This is a genomic window from Streptomyces sp. NPDC056224, assembly GCF_042267665.1.
Taxonomy (GTDB): domain Bacteria; phylum Actinomycetota; class Actinomycetes; order Streptomycetales; family Streptomycetaceae; genus Streptomyces.
The window spans coordinates 1-26,111 of the sequence record NZ_JBHJTK010000051.1 but is presented as its reverse complement, the minus strand read 5'-3'; the positions used below and the strand labels follow the sequence as shown (position 1 = coordinate 26,111).

20 protein-coding genes are annotated in these 26,111 nt (G+C 71.8%); 11 read left to right on the top strand and 9 right to left on the bottom strand.

The features are described from left to right. The first annotated feature begins 138 nt into the window (after nucleotides 1–138). From ACFCZ1_RS33935 to ACFCZ1_RS33915, 5 genes are read left to right on the top strand one after another with little or no spacing between them, the layout of a single operon-like run. Nucleotides 139–2,052: a hypothetical protein gene (locus ACFCZ1_RS33935; RefSeq protein WP_376682127.1), complete on the top strand. Its 1,914-nt coding sequence runs from the start codon at nucleotides 139–141 to the stop codon at nucleotides 2,050–2,052. Nucleotides 2,053–2,105: 53 nt separating this feature from the next. Continuing rightward, on the top strand, nucleotides 2,106–3,002 hold the full coding sequence (locus tag ACFCZ1_RS33930; protein ID WP_376682126.1) for a metal-dependent hydrolase: 897 nt from the start codon (nucleotides 2,106–2,108) through the stop codon (nucleotides 3,000–3,002). Next, entirely contained in the window at nucleotides 2,999–4,042 is a 1,044-nt protein-coding gene (locus ACFCZ1_RS33925) for a PDR/VanB family oxidoreductase (RefSeq protein ID WP_376682125.1), read from the top strand. The genes ACFCZ1_RS33930 and ACFCZ1_RS33925 overlap by 4 nt, the downstream gene beginning before the upstream one ends. Nucleotides 4,043–4,065: 23 nt before the next feature. After that, nucleotides 4,066–4,782, top strand: a complete 717-nt coding sequence (locus ACFCZ1_RS33920; RefSeq protein WP_376682124.1) for a TetR/AcrR family transcriptional regulator — start codon at nucleotides 4,066–4,068, stop codon at nucleotides 4,780–4,782. Between the two features lie 42 nt (nucleotides 4,783–4,824). Then, nucleotides 4,825–5,361 carry a GNAT family N-acetyltransferase gene (locus ACFCZ1_RS33915; RefSeq protein WP_376682123.1) on the top strand — a complete coding sequence of 179 codons (537 nt, stop codon included), beginning with the start codon at nucleotides 4,825–4,827 and terminating at the stop codon, nucleotides 5,359–5,361. Here the strand turns inward: ACFCZ1_RS33915 and pulA are convergent. Together pulA and ACFCZ1_RS33905 are read right to left on the bottom strand one after the other, a co-directional pair. Beyond that, nucleotides 5,348–10,702, bottom strand: a complete 5,355-nt coding sequence (pulA, locus tag ACFCZ1_RS33910; protein ID WP_376682122.1) for a pullulanase-type alpha-1,6-glucosidase — start codon at nucleotides 10,700–10,702, stop codon at nucleotides 5,348–5,350. The genes ACFCZ1_RS33915 and pulA overlap by 14 nt on opposite strands. A 122-nt stretch (nucleotides 10,703–10,824) precedes the next feature. Continuing rightward, nucleotides 10,825–12,528 (bottom strand): carbohydrate-binding module family 20 domain-containing protein, encoded by a 1,704-nt coding sequence (locus ACFCZ1_RS33905; protein ID WP_376682121.1) that lies wholly within the window; start codon nucleotides 12,526–12,528, stop codon nucleotides 10,825–10,827. 149 nt (nucleotides 12,529–12,677) lie between these two features. On the opposite strand from ACFCZ1_RS33905, the gene ACFCZ1_RS33900 reads away from it, so the two are divergent. Beyond that, the gene (locus tag ACFCZ1_RS33900; RefSeq protein WP_376682146.1) at nucleotides 12,678–13,121 is read left to right on the top strand and encodes a VOC family protein; all 444 of its coding nucleotides are present in this window, start codon (nucleotides 12,678–12,680) and stop codon (nucleotides 13,119–13,121) included. A 421-nt stretch (nucleotides 13,122–13,542) separates the two neighbouring features. Here ACFCZ1_RS33900 and ACFCZ1_RS33895 read toward each other — a convergent pair whose 3' ends face one another. Genes ACFCZ1_RS33895 through ACFCZ1_RS33875 form a run of 5 tightly spaced genes read right to left on the bottom strand, consistent with a single transcriptional unit; the run spans nucleotide 13,543 to nucleotide 19,413 of the window. Beyond that, nucleotides 13,543–14,553, bottom strand: coding sequence for a LacI family DNA-binding transcriptional regulator (locus ACFCZ1_RS33895; protein ID WP_376682120.1), 1,011 nt, complete (start codon nucleotides 14,551–14,553; stop codon nucleotides 13,543–13,545). Next, nucleotides 14,550–16,199, bottom strand: coding sequence for a glycoside hydrolase family 13 protein (locus ACFCZ1_RS33890; protein ID WP_376682119.1), 1,650 nt, complete (start codon nucleotides 16,197–16,199; stop codon nucleotides 14,550–14,552). The genes ACFCZ1_RS33895 and ACFCZ1_RS33890 overlap by 4 nt, the downstream gene beginning before the upstream one ends. 46 nt (nucleotides 16,200–16,245) lie before the next feature. Further along, nucleotides 16,246–17,085: a sugar ABC transporter permease gene (locus ACFCZ1_RS33885; protein WP_376682118.1), complete on the bottom strand. Its 840-nt coding sequence runs from the start codon at nucleotides 17,083–17,085 to the stop codon at nucleotides 16,246–16,248. A 2-nt stretch (nucleotides 17,086–17,087) separates the two neighbouring features. After that, the gene (locus ACFCZ1_RS33880) at nucleotides 17,088–18,131 is read right to left on the bottom strand and encodes a carbohydrate ABC transporter permease (protein ID WP_376682117.1); all 1,044 of its coding nucleotides are present in this window, start codon (nucleotides 18,129–18,131) and stop codon (nucleotides 17,088–17,090) included. 7 nt (nucleotides 18,132–18,138) lie between these two features. Beyond that, a complete protein-coding gene (locus ACFCZ1_RS33875) occupies nucleotides 18,139–19,413 on the bottom strand; it encodes an extracellular solute-binding protein (RefSeq protein ID WP_376682116.1) in 1,275 nt (424 codons plus the stop codon). A gap of 222 nt (nucleotides 19,414–19,635) precedes the next feature. On the opposite strand from ACFCZ1_RS33875, the gene ACFCZ1_RS33870 reads away from it, so the two are divergent. The 5 genes from ACFCZ1_RS33870 to ACFCZ1_RS33850 all read left to right on the top strand — a co-directional run bounded on the left by ACFCZ1_RS33870 (nucleotide 19,636) and on the right by ACFCZ1_RS33850 (nucleotide 24,973). Beyond that, nucleotides 19,636–21,246, top strand: coding sequence for a glycoside hydrolase family 13 protein (locus ACFCZ1_RS33870; protein ID WP_376682115.1), 1,611 nt, complete (start codon nucleotides 19,636–19,638; stop codon nucleotides 21,244–21,246). A gap of 26 nt (nucleotides 21,247–21,272) precedes the next feature. After that, on the top strand, nucleotides 21,273–22,319 hold the full coding sequence (locus ACFCZ1_RS33865; RefSeq protein WP_376682114.1) for a LacI family DNA-binding transcriptional regulator: 1,047 nt from the start codon (nucleotides 21,273–21,275) through the stop codon (nucleotides 22,317–22,319). 68 nt (nucleotides 22,320–22,387) lie between these two features. Beyond that, complete coding sequence (locus ACFCZ1_RS33860) at nucleotides 22,388–23,299, top strand: phosphatase PAP2 family protein (RefSeq protein WP_376682113.1); 912 nt, start codon at nucleotides 22,388–22,390, stop codon at nucleotides 23,297–23,299. Nucleotides 23,300–23,600: 301 nt separating this feature from the next. After that, complete coding sequence (locus tag ACFCZ1_RS33855) at nucleotides 23,601–24,221, top strand: TetR/AcrR family transcriptional regulator (protein WP_376682112.1); 621 nt, start codon at nucleotides 23,601–23,603, stop codon at nucleotides 24,219–24,221. Between the two features lie 179 nt (nucleotides 24,222–24,400). Continuing rightward, nucleotides 24,401–24,973, top strand: a complete 573-nt coding sequence (locus ACFCZ1_RS33850; protein WP_376682111.1) for a 1,4-alpha-glucan branching protein — start codon at nucleotides 24,401–24,403, stop codon at nucleotides 24,971–24,973. A 312-nt stretch (nucleotides 24,974–25,285) separates the two neighbouring features. Here the strand turns inward: ACFCZ1_RS33850 and ACFCZ1_RS33845 are convergent, their stop codons facing one another. Next, nucleotides 25,286–25,468 carry a DUF397 domain-containing protein gene (locus tag ACFCZ1_RS33845; protein WP_376682110.1) on the bottom strand — a complete coding sequence of 61 codons (183 nt, stop codon included), beginning with the start codon at nucleotides 25,466–25,468 and terminating at the stop codon, nucleotides 25,286–25,288. Then, nucleotides 25,465–26,111 (bottom strand): DUF5753 domain-containing protein (locus tag ACFCZ1_RS33840; RefSeq protein WP_376682109.1); only part of this gene is annotated, 647 nt, incomplete at its 5' end. The genes ACFCZ1_RS33840 and ACFCZ1_RS33845, both read right to left, overlap by 4 nt.

The following is a 26,111-nucleotide window of genomic DNA, read 5'->3' as shown; positions in this document are numbered from 1 at the left end:
TCCCGCCCCGGCACCGGGGCGGCTCCCGGTTTGGCCGGGGCGACTTCCCGAGGCGGCCGGGGGCGGCTCCCCGGGTTGGCCGGGCGAGGGTGCGCCGAAGGCGGGTGACCATCCGACGATTCCCTCGTTCTGCTGAACGTGACTGCGCCGGATACCGCCACCCGCCCCCCGTCTCCCGATGTCGAGCAGGCCGAGGCCGCCATCGTCGAGCACTACCCGCGGCTCGTGCGGCTCGCCTACCTGGTGCTGCCGCCCTCCCTCGGCCGCAACCGGCGGGTGCTCACCGCCCATTCGCTGGTCCAGCGGGCGCTGCCGCGCGGGCGGCGGGAGGGGGCGGCGGCCGTGCGGGGCGGGGTACCGGGCCAGCGTGGCGGCGAGGGTGACGCCGGGTACGCGTACGTCCGGCTGCGCGTGCTGCGGTCCGCTCTGGAGGCGGGGGTTCCGCTGACCTTCCGCGCCCTGCCCCGGCGCGCGCAACTCCCGCCCGTGCTGCCGCAGGTGTGGGGTCTGCGGCTGTTCCCCCGGTCCGGCGGGGCCGAGGAGCTCGCGCTCGACCAGTGGCTGGCCACCCTCGGCGGGCCCGGCCGCGCCGCCTGCGTCCTGCGGGCCCTGGAGCGGCTGTCCGAGTCCGAGGTGCTCCGGGTGCTCGACGAGGCGGGGGTCGCCGACCCCGCCGCCGCGGTCCTGGAATCGGGGGATCCGGCCAACGACTCCCTGTTCGCCTCCCCCGAGTTCGACCCGTGCGTGCTCCAGGCCCGGCCCACCGACCTGCTGCGCCGGCGCCGGCTCGCGCGGGCCGCCCTCGCCGCCGGGGCCGCCCTCGCCGTGTGCGGGGCCCTGCTCGCGCTGCCCGGCGGGGGCTGGGGGTCGGAGGGGCCCGCCGCTCCGCCGTACGCCCGTAACGCCGTGGCCGAACAGGCCCTGGATCCCGGAAAGCTGGTCCGGGCCGCGCCCACGCTCTGGCGCACCTCCTCCCGTACGGACTATTCCGCCTGGCCCGCCCGCGGCGACCGAGCCGACGACGCGGGACTGCTGCGCCGGGCGCTGGCCGTCTGGGCCCGGCCCGGCTCCTCCGTGGTCGTCTCGGCCACCCCGGACACCCCCGCCGGGCCGCCCATGGGTCCGGCGCAGCTGCTGTTCGCGGGCGCCGTGGACCAGGCGGTCGTGGTGCTGTTCTACGACGGCCTGCGCGTGGTCCGGTACGCCGAACCGCGCGCCGGGAGCACCGGGGCCGCTCTCGACTTCGCCCGGACCGACGGCGCCTCGGCGGACACCGCGACCGCCCTCGTGCTCAGCCGGGTCGACGGCAACGTCCGGTATCTGACGGCGCCCTGGGTCACCGGCGCGGCCCTGCGCGACCTGCTCAAGCCGGGCGAGGCTCCCGCGCCGCTGAAGCCGGCCCCGGACGGGGTCACTCCGCCGGTGCCGGGCCCGGCGCCGGCGGGCAGCTGCACGAGCTGGAACGCCCTCGCCCTGACGGGGGACGGCGCCACCCGGCTGATCACCGACCTCGGCGAGCTGACCCCGGCCCGGCTCACCTCGGGCGCACCGGGTGCCGAGCGCGACGTGACGGAGGCCGCGGAGCTCGGGGACTGGTCCAGGATCGCCTGTCTCCTCCCCTCGGTGCGCTCGCACGGCGTCCGCACGGTCAACGCCTGGACGTATGCCAAGCAGCAGCTGCCCGAGGGCGACGGGACCGCGGCCTGGCTGTGCACCCGGGCCGAGACCTGGCGGGGCACGGCGGACCGGGTGCAGGCGCAGTTCCTGGCGCCGGGTGCCCCGCTCGCCGCGCAGGCGGCCCGGTCGGAGGGGTCGCCGGCGTGCGGTCCGCGGGAGCCGCGGGTGCTGGCGGGCGTGCTGTGGAAGTCCCGGGCGGGCCAGTGGTACGTACTCGCGGCGGGCAGTGCGCAGTTCGCCTCGCTGTCGGTGTCGGGCGGCGGGGTGAGCGGGGCCGCGAACGGGAACCGGCTGGCGGTCAAGGCGCCGGCGGGAGCGCAGGTCGATCTGTCGGGCAAGCTGACGGACGGGACGAAGGCGGGGGTCCTGCGTTAGGAATAGGCGGCAGAGGGCTTTTCCTCGCCTGTACCCATCAGTACATTGACGCCATGTCTAATAGGCCGCTCGCGCCCGCCCCCGTGGCGTCGGAACACATGGACCTCAGGCCCCGGAACGTGTCCTTCGACTGGGGGGACACCCCGCTCCACTGGCTGCCCAACGACCCGTTCGCCGGGCACATGATCAATGTGCTGCACCTGTTGCTCCCCGCGGGTGAGCGGTGGTTCGTGCACGTCTACAAGCAGGTGCTCCCGTACATTGAGGACGAGCGGCTGCGCGCGGACGTCGTCGGCTTCATCGGCCAGGAGGCCATGCACGCCGCCGCGCACGACGACGTGCTCCCCCACCTGAAGCGGCTCGGGCTCGACCCGACCCCGTACACGGCGCAGGTGGACTGGCTCTTCGGGAAACTGCTGGGCGACCGGACCCTGCCGCCCGGCCGGGCCCGGCACTGGTGGCTGATGGAGCGCGTCGCGATGATCGCGGCCATCGAGCACTACACGGCGTTCCTGGGCGACTGGGTGCTGAACGCCGACGAACTGGACCGGCGGGGCGCGGACCCCACCATGCTGGACCTGCTGCGCTGGCACGGCGCGGAGGAGGTCGAGCACCGCTCGGTGGCCTTCGACCTCTTCATGCACGTGGACGGCGGCTACCGCCGCCGCGCCCGGACCTGGGCGACCGGCTTCTCCGCGCTGGTCTTCCTCTGGCAGCGCGGTGTCCGCTTCTTCATGGAGAACGACCCGCACCTGGTGAACGGCAAGGCCTCCTTCGGGCAGTTCTTCCGGGCCGGGCAGCAGGGCGTGCTCCCGTCCACGGGCGCGATGCTGAAGTCCGTACCGAAGTACCTCTCCCGGACGTACCACCCCTCTCAGGAGGGCTGCACGGCCCAGGCGGTGGCCTACCTGGCCTCCTCCCCCGGTGCGAACGGCGGGGTGAGGGCATGAGGCGCGCCCTGGCGGTCGCCGCGGTCGCGGGGGCGGCCTGGGCGGCGAGGCGGGCCCTGCACGACCGCATCGGGAAGTCCCCGCTCTGGCCGCTGCCGGCCCTGGAGACCCCGGTCTCGGGCTACTCGCCGCGCCGCCCGCTGCGCGCGCTGATCGTCTCCCGTACGGAGCCGGCGCAGGGCGTGCTGGAGCTGACCCTCCGGTCGTCCGAGCTCCCGGCGTGGACCCCGGGCGCGCACGTGGACGTCACCCTGCCGTCCGGTCTGGTCCGCCAGTACTCCCTGTGCGGCGACCCGGCGGACAACGGGACGTACAGGATCGCGATCCGGCTGGTCGAGGACGGCCGCGGCGGCTCCCGCGAGGCGCACGCGCAGCTGGTCGAGGGCGCCGAGCTGGAACTGCGGCCGCCGCGCAACCGCTTCGAGCTGGTCCCGGCGGCCTCGTACGTCTTCGTCGCGGGCGGCATCGGGATCACCCCGATCCTGCCGATGCTCCGGGCGGCCACGGCGGCGGGCGCCGGCTGGACCCTCCTGTACGGGGGCCGCTCGCGCGCGTCGATGCCCTTCCTTCCCGAACTCGCTCTCCATGGCGACCGGGTCACGGTCGTCCCGCAGGACGAGGCGGGCCTGCCCGACCTCGCCCCGCTCGCGGCGGCCCGGCCGGGCACGCTCGTCTACTGCTGCGGCCCGGAACCCCTGATGCGGGCCGTCACGGCCGCGGTCCCGCCCGGGGTCCCGGTCCACCTGGAACGCTTCACCCCGGCGGCCCCCGGCCCGGCCGAGGCCTTCACGGTCGAACTCCACCGCTCGGGCCGCACCGTGGAGGTGGGCCCGGGGGAATCCACCCTGGCGGCGGTCCGCCGCGCCCTCCCCGACACCCCGTACTCCTGCGAACAGGGCTTCTGCGGCACCTGCCAACACCGCTTCCTGTCGGGCGAGGTGGACCACCGCGACGACCTGCTCACGGACCTGGAACGCGAGGACTCGATGCTCCTGTGCGTCTCCCGCGCAAAGGGCGCCCACCTCACCCTGGACCTCTGACCTGTCCGAAGTAGGGTGTCCGCATGACAACCGGGGTGCGGCGCAGGATGGGTGTCGAGGAGCGGCGGCAGCAGCTGATCGGGGTTGCCCTGGAGCTGTTCAGCAACCGGTCCCCCGACGATGTGTCGATCGACGAGATCGCGGCGGCCGCGGGGATATCGCGGCCGCTCGTCTACCACTACTTTCCGGGCAAGCTCAGCCTGTACGAGGCCGCGCTGCGGCGGGCCGCCGACGAGCTGGCGCAGCGGTTCGTGGAGCCCCGGGAGGGGCCGCTCGGGGCCCGGCTGTTGCGGGTGATGGGGCGGTTCTTCGCCTTCGTCGACGAACACGGCCCGGGCTTCTCCGCGTTGATGCGCGGCGGTCCGGCCGTGGGGAGCAGCCAGACCAACGCCATGATCGACGAGGTGCGGCAGGCGGCGTACGAGCAGATCCTCACGCACCTTGACATCGGTGTCGAGACCCCGCCGGCCCGGCTGGAGCTCGTGGTGCGGTCCTGGGTGTCGCTCGCCGAGTCCACCGCGCTGATCTGGCTGGACGGGCGGAGGATCCCGCGGTCCGAGCTGGAGTTGCAGCTGGTGCACGACTTCGCCGCGCTGGCCGCCGTGAGCGCGGCGTACGACGAGGAGATGGCGGGAATCCTCGTACGGATCCTGGCCCACGAACCGGCCGACGGACCCTTCGGGGAGCTGGTGGGGCGGCTCGGCGGGCTCGTTCCGAGCGGGGTGCCCGGGCCGCGGTGATCCCGCCTCCGGCGACCGGGCATGATCACCGATAATGCTCGCGTGATCATTGACGACGGGATCTTGTTCCGGCCGGCCAAGGACAAGGACGCCGGCACCCTGGTGACGCTGTACGACCAGGCCGCCCGGTGGATGCGGGCCAACGGGATCGACCAGTGGAAGCCCGGTGACAAGGACGCCGCCCACTTCCGCGCCCGGATGGGCGACGGCGAGGTGTGGCTCGGCGGGGACTCCGACGGGCAGGTGGTCGGGGCGTACGAGCTGTGGTGGTCCGACGAGGATGCCTGGGGCGTCCAGCCGCCGGTCGCCGGGTACGTGCACCGGCTGATGGTGGAGCGCGGGACCGCGCCCGCCGGGGCCGGGCGGCGCCTGCTCGAACACGCCGAGCGGCGGATCGCCAGGACCGGCCGGGAGCGGGCGCGGCTGGACTGCGTCTCCACCAACCCCCGGCTGCTCGCGTACTACCAGGGTGCGGGCTACCGGGTGGTCGGGGAGCTCCCCAACAAGGTGGGGAAGGGCGGCAGGGTCTACGGGGTGATCCTGCTGGAGAAGCGGCTCGATCGGCTCACCGTCGTGTGAAGACCGCGACCGTGCGGGCCGGGGTCGTGAACTCTCCTGTCGTCGTGTCGTACGCGGACCGCTTGACCGTGGCGTCGGAGCCCGCCGCCTGGCGCGGGTGCAGGGTGTAGGCGCTGCCCGCGAGGGCGGGAACGCGCTGGGACTGGGCGGTCGGGGTGGCGTTGAAGACCACCACGAGGTCGCCCAGGGTCATGGTGATCACGCCGGGCGTCTCGTCCTTGCCCGAGAGCGGGAAGGCCAGCCGCGACTGGACCGCCTCCGCCGTGGTGAGGGCGAACGCCGGCTCGGTGGTGCGGATCTTCAGCAGGTCCCGGTAGGCCGCCGAGGTGCCGTCGATGTCCGCGCAGGTGGGGACCGGCCCGGTCAGCAGGGGCTTCGCGTACAGCCACTTCGAGCCGTTGTCGGCGGCCGGGGGCAGGCCGCGGCCGAAGCCGTTGCCGTTCCCGGCGCGGCAGTCCCAGTGGACGGCGTTGAACCAGTCCCCGCTGTCGTAGGAGTTGCGGTCCAGGGACTTGGAGCGGAGCAGGTCCGTGCCCGCCTGGGAGAGCGCCGGGCCCTGGGAGAGCGTGGCCGTCGCCAGGGCCAGGACCTGCATCCGGGCCTTGTCCTGCGAGGAGGTGGCCGGCGGGAGTTTGTAGGTCAGGGCGTCGGCGAGGGTCTCGTTGTCATGGGCGTCCGCGTAGGCGAGGGCGTCGCCGGGGGCGGCCGCATAGCCGGCCGGGGCGCCGTTGTAGTCGAGCTCGGAGCCCTTGATCCGGCGGCCGGTGGTGTCGGTGAAGGCGTACGAGGCGAGGTTGCCGGACAGGCCGACCTTGATCAGGTCCTGGTCGTGCAGGAGGCGGGCCTTCTGCTCGGCCGGGGTGCCGTTGGCCGGGGATCCGTTCGGCGCCGTGAACAGTCCGGAGGCGAAGCCCTGGACGCGCGGGTCCTCGTCGAAGGGGCCGCCGCCGCGGACCGCGTCGCGGGCCCGGTCGGAGAAGGTGGCGATGCCGGTGCCGGCCATGTTCTTCTGCGTGGCCTGGACGAATCGGGCGTCGTCGGCGACCTCGCCGAAGTTCCAGCCCTCCCCGTAGAGGACGATCTTCTTCCCGTCGACCCCGTCCTTGGCGACGGTCAGTTCGTCGAGGGCCTTGCGGACGGCCAGGATGTTGGCCTTCGGGTGGTGGCCCATCAGGTCGAAGCGGAAGCCGTCGACCTTGTAGTCCTTCGCCCAGGTGACGACGGAGTCCACGACGAGGCGGCCCATCATGGCGTTCTCGGGGGCGGTGTTGGAACAGCAGGTGGAGGTGGCGACGCTGCCGTCGGCCAGCAGGCGCTGGTAGTAGCCGGGGACGATGCGGTCCAGGACCGACTTGTCCGACTGCCCGGACGCCACCGTGTGGTTGTAGACGACGTCCATCACCGTGCGCAGCCCGGCGCCGTTCAGCGACTGGACCATCCTGCGGAACTCCACCGTACGGGCGGTGCCGTTGGGGTCGCTCGCGTAGCTGCCCTCGGGAACGGTGTAGTGCAGCGGGTCGTAGCCCCAGTTGTACGCGTCCTTCGCGGCCGCGGCGGCCACGCAGGCCTGCTGTTCCTGCGAGTCCGGCGCGTAGACCTTCAGGTCGCAGGCCGGCTCGGTGCGGTCCGCGGGCTTCTCCGGGATCGTGCCGATGTCGAAGGCGGGCAGCAGGTGGACGTACGAGGTCCCGGCGGCGGCCAGGTCGCGCAGGTGCCGCATGCCGGCCGAGCCGGTGTCCGTGAAGGCCAGGTACTGCCCGGGGTGGGTGCTGGTGCGGTCCGCGACGGAGAAGTCACGGATGTGCAGCTCCTGGATCTGCGCGGAGGTGAAGGGCACGGGAGCCGGCTTGCGCAGCTGCCGCCAGCCGGGCGGGGCGAGCTTCGGGTCGGTCAGGTCGACGGCCAGGCTGTGGGTGGAGTCGGTGGTCAGGGCGGTGGAGTACGGGTCGGTGACGAGGTTGCGGACGACCTGTCCGGTGCTCGGCGCCCAGACGGTGACGGCGTAGCGGTAGGGCTTGCCGGTCCAGGAGCGTTCGCCGCGCACCGACCAGACGCCGGTCGCGTCGTCGCGGCGCATGGCGACGGTGCGGCCGTCGAGTTCGAGGGCGACCTGCCGGGCGGTCGGGGCCCAGACGGAGAGGGTGGGGCGGCCGTCCTTGAAGACGGGGCCGAGCGGGGTGTTCGTCGCGTACAGGTCGTCCAGGACCCCGGCGAGCTGCACGCCGGTGGCGGCGAGGACGGCGCCGTTCGCGGCGCGGGCGCTCGCGACGAGCTGGCCGCGCAGGGCGTCGCGGACGCGGTCCCGGTCGCGGGGGTCGACGGTGAAGGCGGTGTACGCGGCCAGGTGCGGGAACTTCTGCTTCTGCGCGGCGGTGAGCTCGGACCGGGTCAGCCGCAGCCACTGGGCCGGGCCGGTCAAGGTGCCGTTCTCGGCCTTGACGGCGCCGTCGCGGGAGGCGAGGAGCTGGGCGGAGGCGGCGGCCGCGGGGGCGTTCCAGGCGAGGGTGTCGCGGTCGATCCAGACGGCCTGGGCCTTGGTGAGGTCGAGGGCGGCGCCGGCGCCCGCGGGCTGCGGCAGGAGGTACTTCTCCTTGCCGCCCAGCATCCACACCTCGTGGCCGGTGGCCTTCAGGTCCAGGGACTGGTCGGTGGGGAGGTCCTTCTCGTCACCCTTGTGGAGGATGTAGCTCAGGGAGGAGGCGCCGGCGGCGAGCGGAACCTCGTACACCGCGCCGTAGGAGTCGCTGCGGACGGGCAGCAGCGGCTTGGACCAGTCGGTGGGGCTCGCGGCGCCGGTCCAGACGTGCAGGCCCCAGCCGTCGTAGGCGCCGTCGGGCCGCTGGTAGTGCAGGACGGCCTTCGCCGTGTCCTGCGGCGGGTAGGCGGGGCGGTCGGTGCGGGCGGGCTCCTTGCCCTGCTCCAGCCAGATCTCGCCGGTCTTCGTCACGTCGATGGTGCGGTCGGCGGCGACGTCCTTGTTGCCGTCCTTGTCGATGACGAGGTAGCCGACGGAGGAGGCGCCGGGCTTCAGCCTGACGTAGGCGAAGGCGCCGTAGGCGTCGCGGCCGGTGAAGTCGTGTCCGGCGGGCTGTGTCTTTGACGGGGCTGCCTCGCCGTCGGCGAGGTCGCCCCAGGCGTAGAGGCGCCAGTTCGTGTAGTCCCCGTCGGGGCGGTTGTAGTGGACGACGGCGTAGTCGCGCTGGGTGGCGGTGGGGACCTCGGTGGGCGGGGCCTGCCCGGCGGTGGACTGGGCGAGGGCGCTCGCGGTCCGGCCCGCGGAGTCGACGACGACGGCCTTGTAGCGCAGGGCGGTGCCGGCCGGGGCGGTGACGTGCTGGGTGACCTTGTACGGGGCGTGGTCGGCGGAGCCGAGGACCTGCCACTTGTCGGTGCCGGTCTGCGCGGCGAAGACGACCCGGTTCAGGCCGCCGCCGGTGACGTCGGCGGTGAGCTCGACGGTGCCGGTGGCGCCGGGGGCCGGGGCCTTGAGGGTCAGGGCGGGCTTGGCGGCGGGGGCCGCGAGCGGGTCGGTGCCCTGGAGCACCACCGAGCCGAAGGCGGGGAGGACCAGGCTGAGTTTGCCGGCCGCGGAGGCCCGGACCAGCGCGGTGCCGCCGTACAGGGTGCGGTACTGGGCGCCCGCCGGGGCGTCGATCTCGACGGTCCGGGACTCGGCGGCGTTGTTGGCGGCGACCAGGTACTCGGTGCGGCTGCGCGTGTCCGTCCGGGCGAAGGCGTAGACGGACCCGTCGGCGAGGCGCTCGCTCTGGACGCCGTCCCGCAGGGCCGGGTGGGCCTTGGTCAGCTTCGAGAGAGCACTGATCTGCTGGTAGAGCGGGTGACCCGGATCGTAGGCGTCGCTCGCGTGGGTGCGCGCCGTCGCGAGCTGGTCGTCGTCCAGGTAGTCGGCGACCTGGGAGGCGAAGAGCGGCTGGCGGGCGTCCTTGTCGCCGCCCGCGCCGGTGAAGCCCTGCTCGTCGCCGGAGTAGATCACCGGGTTGCCCCGGGAGAAGAACATCAGCTCGTTGGCGAGCCGGTAGCGGTCCAGCAGCTCCTGCTCACCCGCGCCGGGCCGGTCCTGCTTCAGGAACGTCCCGAAGCGGCCCATGTCGTGGTTGCCGAGGAAGGTCACCTGCTCGTAGGCGTTGGCCTTGCCGGAGGTGTACCGGTAGTCGTCGCCCAGGACGGAGGCCAGCCGGCCGGCTCCCGCGCCCTGGGAGGCGTACGAGCGGATCGCGTCCTGGAGCGGGAAGTCGAGGGTGGCGTCGAGGCGCCCGCGCGTCACGTACGGGGAGGTGACGGCGGTGTCGGCGGAGTAGACCTCGCCGAACATGAAGAAGTCGTCGCGGCCGCGCCCGGCCGCGTACGTGTCGAGGGCGGTGGCCCACTGGGTCCAGAACTCGGTGTTGACGTGCTTGACCGTGTCGATGCGGAAGCCGTCGATCCGGAAGTCCTCGACCCACTTCTCGTAGATCTTCTCCATGCCGCTGACGACCTCGGGACGCTCGGTCCACAGGTCGTCGAGGCCGAAGAAGTCGCCCTGGTCGGAGGATTCACCGGCGAAGGTGGAGTCGCCCCGGTTGTGGTACATCGTCGGGTCGTTGAGCCAGGCGGGGACCTTGGCGTTCTTCTTCGCGTCCGGCACGAAGGGGGTCCTCGGGAAGGACTCGCCGTCCACCTTCGGGAACTTCCCCTTTCCTCCCGTGTAGTCCTTGTCGTCGAAGGGCACGCCGTCCTTCGTCAGGTACGGGAACGCCCCCTTCGACAGGTACGAGTAGGACGCCTCCCGGTAGTCCACGACGTCGGCGGTGTGGTTGGTGATGACGTCGAAGAAGACCTTCATCCCCTTCCCGTGCGCCTTGTCGATCAGCCGCTCCAGGTCCGCGTTGGTGCCGAAGTGCGGGTCGACCTGGGTGAAGTCGGTGATCCAGTAGCCGTGGTAACCGGCGGAGACATCGGCGCCCTTGCCCTGCACCGGCTGGTTCTTGAAGATCGGCGCCATCCAGATGGCCGTGGTGCCGAGCCCCTTGATGTAGTCGAGCCGGTCGGTCAGCCCCTTGAGGTCGCCGCCCTGGTAGAAGCCCTTGTCCGTCGGGTCGAGGCCGGTCTGCAGGCGGGAGCCGGTCAGGCCGCCCCGGTCGTTGCGCGGGTCGCCGTTCGCGAACCGGTCCGGGAGCACGAAGTAGAACTGCTCCCGGGTCAGGTCGTGCCGGGCCGGTTCGGCGGCCAGTTTCGCGTCCGAGGGCGGGGCGGGCGCCTGTGCGGCGGCCGCGGCGGGGAGGGCGGGCAGGAGCGTCACGGCCAGAGCGGCGGCGATCACTCCTGCGGCAGGGCGTATCAAGGCGGTTCTCCTTGTGTACGTGTCGCATGGATGAGGGCCGCCCGTCCCGGGAGTCCCCCCGGACGGAGTCCGGGGAGGCGGGGACGTTGGTGCCGGGCGGCCCTGGTCGGTGGAGCGGCGGTTCAGTTGCGCCAGGTGTCGTTCAGCGTGACCTTGCCGCTCGCGGGAACGGTGGCGGTGCGGTTGGCTCCGCTCTCCCAGGTGACGTTGCCCGCGGCGTCCTTGCGGACGTACTTGTACGCGAAGGCCGTGCCGGGCGGGAGGGTGACGTCGAGCTTCCAGACCGGGTAGGCCGCCGGGTCCAGCTTGAGGGCGCCCGCGGTGTTCCAGGCGCCGAGCTCCGCGCGGTCGCCGGTGACGTAGATGTTCTGCCCCGGGACGGTGGTCGCGTTGACGGCGAAGGAGGCACCGCTGGTGCTCGCCGGCGGCGGGGTCGTGCCGCCGGAGCAGGTTCGGGCGCCCGTGTGCAGGGCGACGGCCGTCCCGGCGGGGAGGGTCGCGGTGAACTGGCCGCCGGAGTTCACCGTCACCGTGCGGTTGTTCTGCACGTCGCAGTAGTCGCCCGCCGCGAGGGAGGTCTGGAAGGTGCGGGTCAGGGCCGAGCCCTCGTGGTTGATGGCCACGTACGCCTTGGAGCCGCGGCCGAAGGCGATCTGGTCGCCGCCGTTGTCCCACCAGTCGGTGACGGACTGTCCGCGGGCCGCGTTGCGCAGGCCCACCATGGAGGAGATCTCCCGCCAGGCGTGCTGGCACTTCCAGCCGTCCGCGTAACAGGCGTTCACCGAGCCGCCGTTCGGCGGACCGGCGTCCTTGTCGGTCCACTCGTAGCCGGAGTGGACGTCCGGGGAGCCGTAGGGCCAGGCCAGCATGAACACGCTGGCGAGGGTGTAGTCGGAGCCGTTCTTGTAGTTGAGGGTGTCCCCGCCGCGCTCGGTGTCGTGGTTGTCGACGAAGACGGCCGACTGGGCGGATGGCATGTGGCCCCAGGCCTCGCCGAAGTTCTTCAGGTAGGCGAGGTTCTCGTTCTGGAAGACCCGCTTGAGGTCACGGGCGTAGCGGAACTCCTGCACGTCCCCGTTGCCGAGGTACTCGCTCGGCGAGACGGCCTCGCCCGCGCCGTGGATCGCCTCCTGCTTCCAGTAGGCGCCGGGGTTCGTCAGCCGGGACTTGATGTTGGCGAGGTCGGCGGCGGGCATGTGCTTGGCGGCGTCGATCCGGAACCCGTCGACGCCGAGGGAGAGCAGGTCGTTGAGGTACCCGGCGATCCTTCCGCGTACGTAGTCCTCGCCGGTGTCGAGGTCGGCGAGCTGGACGAGCTCGCAGTTCTGGATGTTGGCGCGGTCCTGGTAGTTCGAGATCGTCGCCCGGCAGTCGTCCATGTCGGAACCGGAGTAGATGCCCGGGTAGTTGTACTTCGTGTACGAACTCCCGCCGGTTCCGGTGCCGTCGGCGGCGGCCATGTGGTTGATCACCGAGTCCGCGACGACCTTGACCCCGGCGGCGTGGCAGGTGTCGATCATGCTCTTGAAGGCGGTCCGGTCGCCGAGCCGACCGGCGATCTTGTAGCTGACGGGCTGGTACGAGGTCCACCACTGGGGGCCCTGGATGTGCTCCTGGGGAGGCGAGACCTGGACGTAGCCGTAACCGGCGGGGCCGAGGGTGTCGGTGCAGGCCCGGGCCACGGAGTCGAACTTCCACTCGAACAGGACGGCGGTGACGTCCTTGCCGCCGGGGGGCGCGGCGGTGGCCTGCGGCGCTTGCACGGTGACGGTGGCCGCGGCGACGGCCAGGGCCGCGAGGGCTGCGGCTCTGCGGGGGCGGAACATGTGGGGCCTCCTGGCGGAGAGGGGGGATTGTGGCGACCGTAGGGGCCGCATCCCAGCCCTGCAAGACCTTGCGCAAGAGATTGCAGAATTGTTTCGCGATGATGGCCCCCGGAGTTGTCGGAGGCGGCTGCGACGCTGTGCCCATGGAGATGCAGCTGACGATCGATTGCGCGGACCCACAGCGCATGGTGGCCTTCTGGACCGGAGCGCTCGGGTACGTCCCGGAGCCCCCGCCCGCCGGACACGCCTCCTGGCGGGCCTACTGGCAGGACATGGGAGTGCCGCCGGAAGAGCTGGGCGAGGACGCCGGGGAGACACCGGAGTCCATCGTCGACCCGGAGGGCCGCGGCCCGCGCATCTGGTTCCAGCAGGTCCCGGAGCCCAAGACCGTGAAGAACCGCCTCCACCTCGACCTGAAGGTCGGCGGCGGGCGGGACGTGGACATCGCCCTGCGCGTCGAGCGGGTCACGGCCACGGTGGAGCGGGTCACCGCGGCCGGTGCCACCATCCTGCGGATCATGGACGAGCCGGACATGCCGTACTACGCGGTCGTACTCCAGGACCCCGAGGGCAACGAATTCTGCGTGGTCTGACCCGGGCGCCCGGGGGTAGCCGGCACGGCCGGGGTAGCCGGGGCAGCCGGCACGGTCGGGGGGACCGGCACCGCCGGGGTGCCCAGGGCGACCCGGGTACTCCGGGTGACCGGGGTAAACCGTCCCCCGGACGACCGGGTGCCCCCAGTGACCGGGGGACCCGGATGACCGGGGTAACCCGGACGACCGGACGACCGGGAGACCGGGTGCCCCGGGGGCGGACGGGCGGCGGCAGCCGCGAGCACGCTGCCCTGGGAGCGGCCGGAGATCACCCGACGGCCGCCGGTGCAGTTGGTCCGGGGTGACCGGGACAGCAGGCTGCCCCGGTCACCCCGGTGGCACGGTGTCCCGGCGCGGCCCGGGGCCCGGGGTGCCCAGGGCGGCCGGGCCGCCCCGGCAACCGTGCACCCCGGCCGCCGGGTCAGGCCGCCGCGGGGGCCTGGGCCGTTGAGCCTCTGACCACCAGCTCCGGCTGGAAGACGTACTCCGTGCGCTGGACGGGGGTGCCGCCCACCGCCTCCAGCAGCGCGCCCACCGCCGCCGTCGCCATCGCCCGTACCGGCTGGCGCACGGTCGTCAGCGGCGGGTCCGTGAACGGGATCAACGGCGAGTCGTCGAAGCCGACCACCGAGACGTCCTCCGGCACCCGCAGCCCCCGCTCGCGCGCCGCGCGGATGACGCCCAGCGCCATCGGATCGCTGCCGCACACGATGCCCGTGCAGCCCCGGTCCAGCAGGGCGATCCCCGCCGCGTGGCCCCCCTCGACCGTGAACAGCGTCCGCTGGATCAGCCCTTCCGCCTCCGCCGAAGGACGCGCGGCGACGAAGCCCTGCTCCTTGCGGGCCGACGGCACGTACCGCGTCGGCCCGATCGCCAGGCCGATCCGCCGGTGGCCCAGGTCCTCGAGGTGGCGTACCGCCATGTCCGCCGCCGCCCGGTCGTCCGGGGAGACGAACGGCGCGCTGATCTGCTCGTTGAAGCCGTTGATCAGCACGAAGGGGGTGCCACGGGCGGCCAGTCGCTGGTAGCGCGACGGATCCGCCAGCGAGTCCGCGTGCAGCCCCGACAGGAACACGATGCCCGTGACCCCGCGCTCCTCCAGTTGCTCCACCAGCTCGTCCTCGGTGGCGCCGCCGGGGGTCTGCGTGCACAGCACCGGCGTGTACCCGTGCCCGGCCAGTGCCTGCTCTATGACCTGCGCGAACGCCGGGAAGATCGGGTTGGTGAGCTCCGGGATCAGCAGCCCCACCAGGCCGTTGCTGCGCCGCTTCAGCCGGACGGGCCGCTCGTAGCCCAGCAGGTCGAGCGCGGCCAGCACCTTGTGCCGGGTGCCGGCCGCCACGCCCGACTTGCCGTTGAGCACACGGCTGACGGTCGCCTCGCTGACCTGGGCCTGCGCGGCGATGTCCGTCAGCCGGAGGGGGGAGGTCACCCCGACGTCACCTGCCACCACACCGTGGTGTCGGCCGGCAGCACGCCGTCCTCGACCGTTGCACCGCTGGACAGCAGAGCCTCGCCCTCGACGGGGAACCGTACCGCCGTGCCGGTGGTGTTGGCGGTGCAGAGGAAGTCCCCGCGGCGGAAGACCAGGACGCCGGCGGGAGCGTTCTGCCAGTCCACCGACTCGCCCGCGCCCAGGTCCGGGCGCTCGCGGCGCAGCCGCAGGGCGGTCCGGTACAGCTCCAGGGTGGAGGACGGGTCGCCGGTCTGCGCCTCCACGCTCAGCTCCGCCCAGGAGTCCGGCTGCGGGAGCCAGCTTCCGCCGGTGCCGAAGCCGTACGGGGCCTGCGTACCCGACCACGGGATGGGGACCCGGCAGCCGTCGCGGAAGCCGTCCTGTCCCGCCGCGCGGGAGAACGACGGGTCCTGGCGGACCTCGTCCGGCAGGTCGGTGACGTCTGGCAGGCCGAGTTCCTCGCCCTGGTAGACGTACGCCGAACCGGGCAGCGCCAGCATCAGCAGGGTCGCCGCGCGGGCCCGCCGGAGACCGAGCTCACGGTCGCCGGCCTCGCGCAGCTGCGTGCCGAGGCCGGCGGGGTTGGCGAAGCGGGTGGCGTGCCGGGTGACGTCGTGGTTGGACAGCACCCAGGTGGTGGGGGCGCCGACGGGGCGCATCGCGGCCAGGGAGCCGTCGATGACCTCGCGCAGTGAGTCCGCGTCCCAGTCGGCCGTCAGGTACTGGAAGTTGAACGCCTGGTGCATCTCGTCGGGGCGGACGTAGCGGGCCGTGCGCTCGACGGTCGGGGTCCATGCCTCGGCGACCAGGACGCGGTCGCCCTCGTACTCGTCGAGGATCCGGCGCCAGGAGCGGTATATCTCGTGGACGCCGTCCTGGTCGAAGAAGGGCATGACGTCGTTGCCGAGCAGCTTGAGCTGGTCCTTGGCGCCGAGGTCGGGCAGACCGGGCGCCTTGACCAGACCGTGGGCCACGTCGACGCGGAAGCCGTCGGCGCCGAGGTCGAGCCAGAACCGCAGGATGGAGCGGAACTCGTCCTGGACGGCCGGGTGCTCCCAGTTGAAGTCGGGCTGCTCGGGTGCGAAGAGGTGCAGGTACCACTCGCCGTCCGCGACACGGGTCCAGGCGGGCCCGCCGAAGATCGACTCCCAGTCGTTGGGCGGCAGTTCGCCGTTCTCACCCTTGCCGGAACGGAAGTGGAAGCGCTCCCGCAGCCGGGAACCGGAGCCTTCGCGCAGCGCCTGCTTGAACCATTCGTGCTGGTCGGAGCAGTGGTTCGGAACGAGGTCGACGATGATGCGCAGGCCCAGTTCGTGCGCCTCGCGGATCACGGCGTCGGCGTCGTGCAGGGTGCCGAACATCGGGTCGATGGCCCGGTAGTCGGCGACGTCGTAGCCCGCGTCGGCCTGCGGGGAGGCGTAGAAGGGGCTCAGCCAGACGGCGTCGACACCCAGTTCCTTGAGGTACGGCAGGCGGCTGCGGATGCCTTCGAGGTCCCCCATGCCGTCCCCGTTGGAGTCGGCGAAGCTGCGCGGATAGACCTGGTAGATCACCGCTTCTCTCCACCAGCCGGGCAGGGTGCCGCTGGAGGTGGGAAGTGCGTCGGCGAGGTGCTGGGTCATGTCGTCCTTGAAGAGATCGGGCCGGAAGGGTGAGCAGGCAGGGGGGTCAGCCCTTGGTGGCGCCTGCGGTCATTCCGGCGACGAGGTGACGCTGGGCGAAAACGAAGAAGATCGCCGCGGGGATGGCGATGAGGACCGAGGCGGCGCTCATCGCACCCCAGTTGGAGGTGTACTGCGTGACGAAGGTCTGCAGTCCGCCGGCCAGGGTGAGGTTCTCCTCGCCGACCATGAAGGCGGAGGCGTAGGCGACTTCGCCCCAGGCGGTGATGAAGGCGTAGAAGCCGGTGACGGCGAGGCCGGGCTTGGCGAGCGGCAGGATGAGCCGCCAGAACGTGCCGAAGGGGTTGAGCCCGTCGACGCGGCCGGATTCGTCGATCTCCACCGGAATGGTGTCGAAGAAGCCCTTCATCATCCAGGCGCAGAACGGCACGGCGATGGTGAGGTAGGTGATGATCAGACCGATCGGCTGGTTGAGCAGGCCGAGGTCGCCCATCAGGTTGTAGAGCGGGACGATGAGGATCGCCATCGGGAACATCTGCGTGATGAGCAGGGTCCACATCAGCGGCTTCATGCCGGGGAACTTGAACCGGCTGACCGCGTATCCGGTGGTGGCGGCGATGAACACACCGAGGACGGTGGTGACGCCGGCGACCAGGACGGAGTTGGCGAACCAGCTGAGGAAGTGGCTCGACTCCAGCAGGTGCGTGTAGTTGCCGAAGGACGGTTCCTTGACGAAGTCCGTGCTGACCGCGTACTCGGCGGGCTTGAGCGAGGTCAGCAGGATCCACAGCACCGGGAAGACGGCGATGACGGACGCGACGAGCAGGGTGAGGTGCAGGCCGACGGAGGCGAGCGGGGCGCGGGCGCCCCGAGTGCGGGTGGTCATGGTCACCACACCTCTCCCTGCTTGCGCAGCGAGCGCCGGTAGACCAGCGCGAAGATCATGAGCAGGGCGAGGATCAGTACGCCCCAGGTCGCGGAGCCGGCGAAGTCGCGCGGGCTCGCGACGAACGCCTCGCGGAAGGCCTGCGTCACCAGGATCTCGGTGGAGTCACCGGGTCCGCCGCGGGTGAGCAGGAAGATCACCGGGAACATGTTGAAGGTCCAGATGGTGGAGAGCAGGATCACCGTCATGCTCACCGCGCGCAGCCCGGGCAGCGTGATGTGCCGGAACCGCTGCCAGGCGCTCGCGCCGTCCATCTCGGCGGCCTCGTAGAGCTCACCGGGGATGGACTGCAGTCCGCCGAGCAGGGCGACCATCATGAAGGGGACGCCGAGCCAGACGTTGACGGCGACGACCGAGAACTTGGCCCAGGTCGGATCGTCGAGCCACGGGACGGCGGCGATGCCTCCGCCGTCGAGGATCTTGTTGAGGATGCCGTTGTCGCGGTTGAAGAGGAACCGCCAGGCGAAGACCGAGACGAAGCCGGGGACGGCCCACGGCAGGATGAGCGCCATCCGGTAGGCGGCGCGGCCCCGGAAGTCCCGGTTGAGCATGTTGGCCAGGACCAGGCCGAGGGTGAAGGTGATCGACACGCAGGCGACGGTCCACACCACCGTCCACACCAGCCGCTGCAGGAAGACCGGGTCGCCGAGCACGGACGTGTAGTTGTCGAGTCCGACGAACTCGTACGTGGCCTCGATGTGACGCGCGCCGATGGTGCGGGCGACGTTGCGCTCGTTGGCGTCGGTCAGCGACAGGTAGACGCCGCGGACGAGCGGCCAGCCGATGATCACGCCGAGGACGAGCACCACCGGGGCGACCATGGCCCAGGCGTACCAGTGGGTGGCGAGGGCACGCCTCAGTCCACCGCGCCTGCCGTTGCCGGCGCTTTCGCTGTCAGTCCTGCGGCTCAGGCCGCGGGCGGCGGCGTCGTTCTCGACGTCGTCGCCCGCGGCCTTCGCCACCGACTGGCTGGTGTGAGCAGCCATGGTTTAGTTACTTCCAGCCCTTGAGGATCTTGCGGAACTCGACACCGGCCGCCTTGGCCGCGTCCTCGGGGCTCGACGCCCCGGTGATCGCCTTGGTGTATTCGACCTTCAGCGGCTCGAAGAGGGAGCCGTTCTCCGGGATCCAGGCGCGCTCGACGGCCTTGTCCACGGCCGGCTTGAAGAACGCCACCATCTCGCTGCCCTTGACGTCCGGCTGCTCGTAGGCGGCGGTACGGGTCGGGAGCAGGCTCAGCTCCTTGGCGGACTGCACCTGGACGTCCTGCGAGGTCATGTACTCGACGAAGGCGTGCGCGGCGGCGCGGTTCTTGGAACCGGCGTAGACGCCGAGGTCGTGGCCGCCCTGCGGGGCGCCGGCCTTGACCGAGCCGGCCGGGACGGCGGCGACGCCGAGGTTGGCCTTGTCCTTGAACTGGTCGCCCGCGTAGGTGTCGGCGACCGCCCACGGACCGTTGATCATCATGGCGGCCTCGCCGGACTTGAAGGCCGTCTGCATGTTGGTGTAGCCGTCCGTGGCGTTGGTGACCGCCGCGCCGGAGGCGACCAGGTCACGGGCGGTCTTGAAGGCCTTGACGCCCGCCGCGTTGTCCACGGTGACGGTCTTGCCCTTCGCGTCGACCAGGTCGCCGCCCTCGCCGTAGATCAGCGGGAGGAACCAGTAGGAGTCGTCGCCGCGCAGGTACAGCCCGGCCTTGCCGGACTTCGCCTTGATGGCCGCGGCGGCGGTCTTCAGCTCCTCCAGCGTCTTGGGGGGCTGGACACCGGCGTCGGCGAGCATCTTCTTGTTGTAGAAGAGGCCGAGGGTGTCGATGACCTGCGGGACTGCGTAGGTCTTGCCCTCGAACTTGCCGCTGGCCGCGGCCTGCGGGAGGAACTCGGTGTCGACCTTCTTCGCGGTCTCGGCCGGCACCTCGTCGAGGTAACCCAGCGAGGCGAAGTCGGCGACCCAGCCGACGTCGGCGCGGATGACGTCGGGGGCGTCGGAACCGCTGCTGAACGCGTTCTTGACCTTGTTCTGCGCGTCGCCGTACGGGACGTTGACGTACTTGACGGTCACCTTCGGGTGCTTCGCGGTGAACGCCTCGGCGATCTTCTGGAAGCTCGCCTTCTCGGCGTCGTTCGAGGTGTCCCACCAGGTGACCGTGCCGGAAAGCTCGCCGCCGGCCTTGGTCTCAGCACCGTCGTCCTTGGTGTCACCACCGCAAGCCGTCGCCGCGAGCGCCAGGGTCGCGACCAGCGCGGTGGCCGCTATGCCACGCCGCATATGAACTCCTTCGATGATCCCGGCCGCGCCCTCGCGGTCCTGAGTTGCCAGGAACGTAACAAGACTGAAAGCCGTCCGAAAGAGCTTGCGGCAATTTTCTGCAAGAGGCCGTGATCGTTACATCCGTGTGTCCGGACGGTTGCCGCAGCTTGCTGTTAGTTCGAGTCAGCTTCGACTGTCCGGGCCCGCAACCAGGGGGCGTCTGCTCGCGTTGACCCCTATATGACCCATGAGCTGACCGCGTCCCGGCTTGCAAGCGCTTCCAGCAAGACCACCGCAAGCGGCGGCTGGTGGCGCGATGCCGTCATCTATCAGGTGTACGTACGATCCTTCGCGGACAGCGACGGGGACGGCGTCGGGGACCTGCGCGGGGTGCGCGAGCGGCTCCCCCATCTCGCCCGGCTGGGGGTCGACGCCGTGTGGCTCACCCCCTTCTACGTGTCCCCCCAGGCGGACGGCGGGTACGACGTCGCCGACTACCGGACCGTCGACCCGCTCTTCGGCGACCTCTCCGACGCCGACGAGCTCGTCCGCGCCGCCCACGCCCTGGGGCTGCGGGTCATCGTCGACCTGGTCCCGAACCACACCTCCGACCAGCACCCCTGGTTCCGGGCCGCCCTCGCCGGGGATCCGGCGATGCGCGAGCGCTACCACTTCCACCCCGGCCGCGGGCCCGGCGGCGCCGAGCCCCCCAACGACTGGGAGTCCGTGTTCGGCGGCCCCGCCTGGACCCGGGTCGCGGACGGCGCCTGGTACCTGCACCTCTTCGCCCCGCAGCAGCCCGACCTGGACTGGGAGCGCCCGGAGGTCGCCGCCGAGTTCGTCTCCGTCCTGCGCTTCTGGCTCGACCTCGGCGTCGACGGCTTCCGCGTCGACGTCGCCCACGGCATGGTCAAGGCCGCGGGCCTGCCCGACATCGGCCACGGCGCACAGGCCACCCTCATCGGCACCGAGCCGCTCCCCTTCTTCGACCAGGACGGGGTCCACGAGATCCTCCGATCCTGGCGCCGGCTCCTCGACTCCTACGAGGGCTCGCGCATCGGCGTCGCCGAGGCCTGGGCCCCGACCTCCGAGCGGCTCGCCCTCTACGTCCGCCCCGACGAGCTGCACCAGGCCTTCAATTTCCGGTTCCTGAACTGCCGGTGGGACACCACTGCCTTGCGGACCGTGATCGACGAGTCACTGGCCGCCACCGCCTCGGTGGGTGCGCCGACCACGTGGGTGCTGTCCAACCACGACGTCGTGCGGCACCGGACCCGGTTCGGCAGCCTGGACCGGGCGCGGGCGGCCGCGCTGCTGATGCTGGCCCTGCCCGGGTCCGCGTACGTGTACCAGGGCGAGGAGCTGGGCCTGCCGGAGGTGACCGACCTCCCCGACGAGGTGCGCCAGGACCCGGCCTTCCGCCGCACCGCCGGGCAGGACGGGCTGCGCGACGGCTGCCGGGTGCCGCTCCCCTGGTCCGGCGCGGAGCCGCCGTACGGATTCGGGCCGGCCGGCACCTGGCTGCCGCAGCCCGCCGGCTGGGGCGACCTCAGCGTCGCCGCCCAGACCGGCGACCCGCACTCCACCCTGGAGCTCTACCGGGCCGCCCTGGAACTGCGCCGCGCGCTGCCGGGTCTGGGCGCCCCCGACGCGGGCCCGCTGACCTGGCTGTCCGCGCCCGAGGACGTCCTCCTCTTCACCCGGCCCGGCTTCGCCTGCACCCTCAACACCCGGCCCGCCGCGGTCGAACTCCCCGCACCCGGACGCCCCGTACTCTCCAGCGCGCCCGTGGAGACGGACGGGCGCACCGTCCGGCTTCCGGCGGATTCGTGCACCTGGTGGGCAATTTAAAGGTGCGACCGGTACAGTCCAATCCCGTGACCGCACGGCTAGCCGACATCGCAGCCCAGGCGGGGGTCAGCGAAGCCACAGTCAGCCGCGTGCTCAACGGCAAGCCCGGTGTGGCCGCCGGCACCCGTGAATCCGTGCTGGCCGCGCTCGACGTGCTCGGCTACGAACGGCCCGTACGGCTGCGCCAGCGCAGCGCGGGGCTCGTCGGCCTGATAACCCCCGAGCTGGACAATCCCATCTTTCCGGCGCTCGCCCAGGTCATCGGCCAGGCCCTGACCCGGCAGGGGTACACGCCCGTCCTGGCCACGCAGACACCCGGCGGGTCCACCGAGGACGAACTGACCGAGATGCTGGTCGACCGCGGGGTCTCCGGCATCATCTTCGTCTCGGGGCTGCACGCCGACACGACGGCCGACATGGGCCGCTACGACCAACTGCGCGGCCAGGGCGTCCCGTTCGTCCTCATCAACGGGTTCTCCGACAAGGTGCAGGCCCCCTTCGTCTCCCCCGACGACCGGGCCGCGATGCAGCTCGCCGTGACCCACCTGACCGCGCTGGGGCACACCCGGATCGGCCTGGCGGTCGGACCGAAGCGCTTCGTACCGGTGGTCCGCAAGATCGAGGGCTTCCGGCTCGGGATGAAGGAGCGGCTCGGGCTCGACGAGGCCGAGACCGAGGAGCTGATCCAGCACTCCCTCTACTCCCTGGAGGGCGGCCAGGCGGCCGCGACCGCGCTGATCTCGCGGGGCTGCACGGCGGTGGTGTGCGCGAGCGACATGATGGCGCTCGGCGCGATCCGGGCCGCCCGGCAGCAGGGGCTGCGGGTGCCGCAGGACGTGTCGGTGGTCGGCTTCGACGACTCCCCGCTCATAGCGTTCACCGATCCGCCGCTCACCACCATCCGGCAGCCGGTCCAGGCCATGGGCCAGGCGGCGGTCCGGACCCTGCTGGAGGAGATCGGCGGTACGCCGGCCCCGCACAGCGAGTTCGTCTTCCTGCCCGAACTGGTGGTCCGCGGCTCGACGGCCTCCGGCCCCGGGCAGGCTCGGGGGCGGACTAGTCCGCAGGTCTGAGCGGAGGCGCCGAAGACCGTCCCGAGGGATGATCGAAGGCGAGATCGCATCTGGCAAACTCCTATCCCATGGGTGAAGCGAGCGTGAAGACACTGGAAACTCCCCCGGCTAACGCCGGGGGCACCCCCAGCACGGATGTCTCGTCACCCCAGGTGACCGAGAGCGAGACCCGCCCGGGCTCCGAACGCACCCTGCTCACCCGGCTGCGGTCCCCGCGCCGGCCCCGGATCTGGTTCGAGATCGTACTCATCGCGGTCAGCTACTGGACCTACTCGCTGATCCGCAACGCGGTGCCCGAGCAGAAGGCGGCCGCCCTCGCGAACGCCGACTGGATCTGGTCCGCCGAGCGCACCCTCGGCATCGCCGTGGAGCAGTCCGTCAACCATGCCGTGAACTCGGTGACGTGGCTGATCGTGGGCATGAACTACTACTACGCGACGCTCCATTTCGCCGTGACCATCGGCGTGCTGGTGTGGATCTACCGCTTCCATCCGGGGCGGTACGCCGCCACGCGCCTCGTCCTCTTCGCCACCACGGGCGTGGCCCTGGTCGGCTACTACTGCTACCCGCTCGCCCCGCCCCGGCTGATGAACGGGCAGGACTTCGTCGACACCGTGCTGGTCCACCACACGTGGGGCTCCATGGCGTCGGGGAACCTCAAGCAGATGTCGAACCAGTACGCCGCCATGCCGTCCATGCACATAGGGTGGTCGCTCTGGTGCGGGCTGACGATCTTCGCGGTCGCCTCCGCCCCCTGGGCCCGGATCCTGGGCCTGCTCTACCCGACGGTGACCCTGGTCGTCATCGTGGCCACCGCCAACCACTTCTGGCTCGACGCCGTGGGCGGCATGCTCTGCCTGACCTTCGGCTACACCGTCTCGCGCAGCTGGTACGGCTCGCTGCCGCACCACCTGCCGCGCCACCCGGAGTACGCGGGTCCGCACCCGGCGGCGGCGTTGCTGAACCGCTTCCGGCGCTAGCTGGCTGGGCCCTGTCGCAAAGCAGCGCCTGCCGGCCGCGGCGATCCCGCCCGCCACCCGCCCGCCACCCGCGCCGTTCCCCGGCCGCGAGCGCCGCGCACGAAGTCATGCCCTCCAGTGCCATCGGCCCCGTCGGGGCGGGGTCGGCCGCGCCCGGCCGCCTCGACCATGCGCCGGTGCGGACGGTGCGGGCGGTGGGGGCGGTGGGGGCGGTGGGGGCAAAAACCTAAAGGCTTTCGGTTCGCGGCAATGTAGCCTCCGGGTCTGGAGTTCGGGAAGACCTGACGGCGGGAGAAAACCGATGGCACGGCCGCGCACCCCCCTCCTCGACCGGGAGCGGATCGCCGCGACCGGTCTGCAGCTGGTCGCGGAGCAGGGCGAGTTCAGCGTTCCGCAGATCGCCCGGGCGCTCGGTGTGCAGACCGGCTCGGTGTACCACCACGTGGACGGCCGGGCGGGGGTGATCGAGTTGATACGGGAGCTGGTGTGCGAGCTGATCACCGACGAGGCCCTGGCCGCGGACCCGTGGGACCGGGCCCTGGAGGAGTGGGCGCGCTCGTACCGGGCCGCCTTCGCCGCCTATCCGCGGGCCATCCCGCTGCTGATGACCACGCCGGTCCGGGCCCCGAAGGTGCTCGCGCACTACGAGCGCGCGGTGGCCCGGCTGCGGGAGGCGGGCTTCGCCGAGAGGGACGTGATGCCGCTGCTGACGGCCTTGGAGAACCTGATCCTGGGCTCGGCGCTGGACCTGGCGGCGCCGGAGGCGATGTGGGAGCCCTCGCCGGAGACCCCCCTGCTGGCCGGCGCCCTGGCGACGGTCGGTCCGGGCCGGGCCGACGCGGCCTTCGAGCTGGCCCTGGCGGCGTTCCTCTCGTACGCCAGGACGCTGCTGGACGGGCCGTCCGAGCCGTCCGGGCCGTAGGCGAAACTCCGGCGAATTCTCCGACCTGGCGGAGGTGGAACCGCGCCGCATGCGGGACGAGCCACCCGAGTCCCCCCTATTCGGCGAACCCTTCCTCCGGACGGATCTGTTCCGGCGCTACGCTCCGCAGGAAAGCTCGTCCACCACGCACCGCCCACGAGTCCTGGAGGCCCGTCCGCATGGCTGTCGTCCACCGCACCACCATGTCCCCCGGCAAGCTGGAACTCGTGGCGTCGTGGCTGCCGGCGCAGCCCTGGTACGAGGGGCGGCCCGGCCAGGCTCCGGAGCTGGCCAAGGCGGGCGGTTTCCGGCTGGACGACCCCGAGGGCGAGGTCGGCATCGAGTTCATGGTGGTCACCGACTCCAGCGGCGACACCCCGGTCACGTACCACCTGCCCCTGACCTACCGCGGGGCCCCGCTCCCCGGCGCCGAACAGGCCCTCGTCGGCACCTCGGAGCACGGCGTACTGGGGCGGCGGTGGGTCTACGACGGCACCCAGGACCCGGTCCTGGTGGCCCAGTTGCGCGCGCTGCTCCGGGGCGAGGCGGTCCCCCAGGACCAGAACGCGAGCGACGCCCCGGACCCCACGGTCACCGTGGTCCCCGGCCAGGACGGCCCGACGCTGTCGGTGACCCGCGTCCTGCATGAAGCGGCCCCGGCGGACCCGGACCCGGCCACCCGCGTCACGGCCACCTGGCGCACACCGGACGGCGAACGGGCCCGGGCCGTCTTTGCGGCCCTGCGCGTCTGATTCCCGGGGGCGGGGCGGGCTGTGGCGTGTCGGGATCACCCGGGCGGGGCACAGTGCTGGGTACTTCCGAACCGCTCTGGAGGACGGCATGGCCCTACAGAAGGCAGTCGCGTTGACCGTCGTCGGCGTCGCGGCGGGTGTCGCAGGATTCCTCGCCGCATCGGGCAGGAGCCGTGCCGAGGACAGAGATCACCTCGACCGGCACGGCTCTGACACCACCAGCAGCTGCGAAAACACCGGAAGCCGCGGCACCGAGAGCAGCTGCGGGACCGCCGTTCACGGCGACGGCCTCTGAGGGGCCGCCCGCCCGGATCAGCCCGCGGCGTACCGGAGGAAGCCGGTCCAGGCGGCGGGGGCCACGGCCAGGTGGCCGCCGTCCACGTCCTTGGAGTCCCGGACGAGGATCGCTTCGGGCGTCACCGCGACCTCGACGCACTCGGGGCCATCGTTGGTGCTGTAGCTGCTCCTGAACCAGTTGGGGCTGGAGGCTGTCATGTCTCCCCTAGTACCTTCTCGATGAAAGTCAGCGACTGCCGAGGCGTCAGAGCCTGTGCTCGGATCATGCCATAGCGCATGTCCAGGATCTGGACTTCTTTCGGCTCGGTGATCAAGCGGCTGACCAGCTGAACCTCGTTGTGTCCGACCGTCGTTCCGTCCTTGATCCTGATGACCTGCAACGAGCCCGCGAGTCCTGCGTGCTCCTCCACGACGATGGGCATGACCTGGATCTCGACGTGCCGCAGCTTGCCGACTTCCAGCAGGTACTCAAGCTGGCGGCGCATCACCATCTTGCCCCCGATCGGCCGCCGAAGCACCGCCTCCTCCTGCACCACGGTCAGCAGGGGGGCCGGATGTTGGCGGATTACGCTCTGGCGGGCCATCCGGGCCGAGACGAGCCGCTCGACCTGCTCCTCCCCATAGGCCGGCCGTCGGAGCTCGTACAGAGCACGGGCGTACTCCTCCGTCTGCAGCAGGCCGTGCACGACGACGTTGGCGTAGGCGCCGATCTCAACCGCCTGGGACTCCAACTTGGCCAGATCCCCGACCTTCTTGGGATAGCGGGCGCCCTCCACATCGGCCTTCATCGCGGCGAGTTTTCCGCCCGCGCTCAGGATCTCGTCCGCCTTGTCCAAGTACT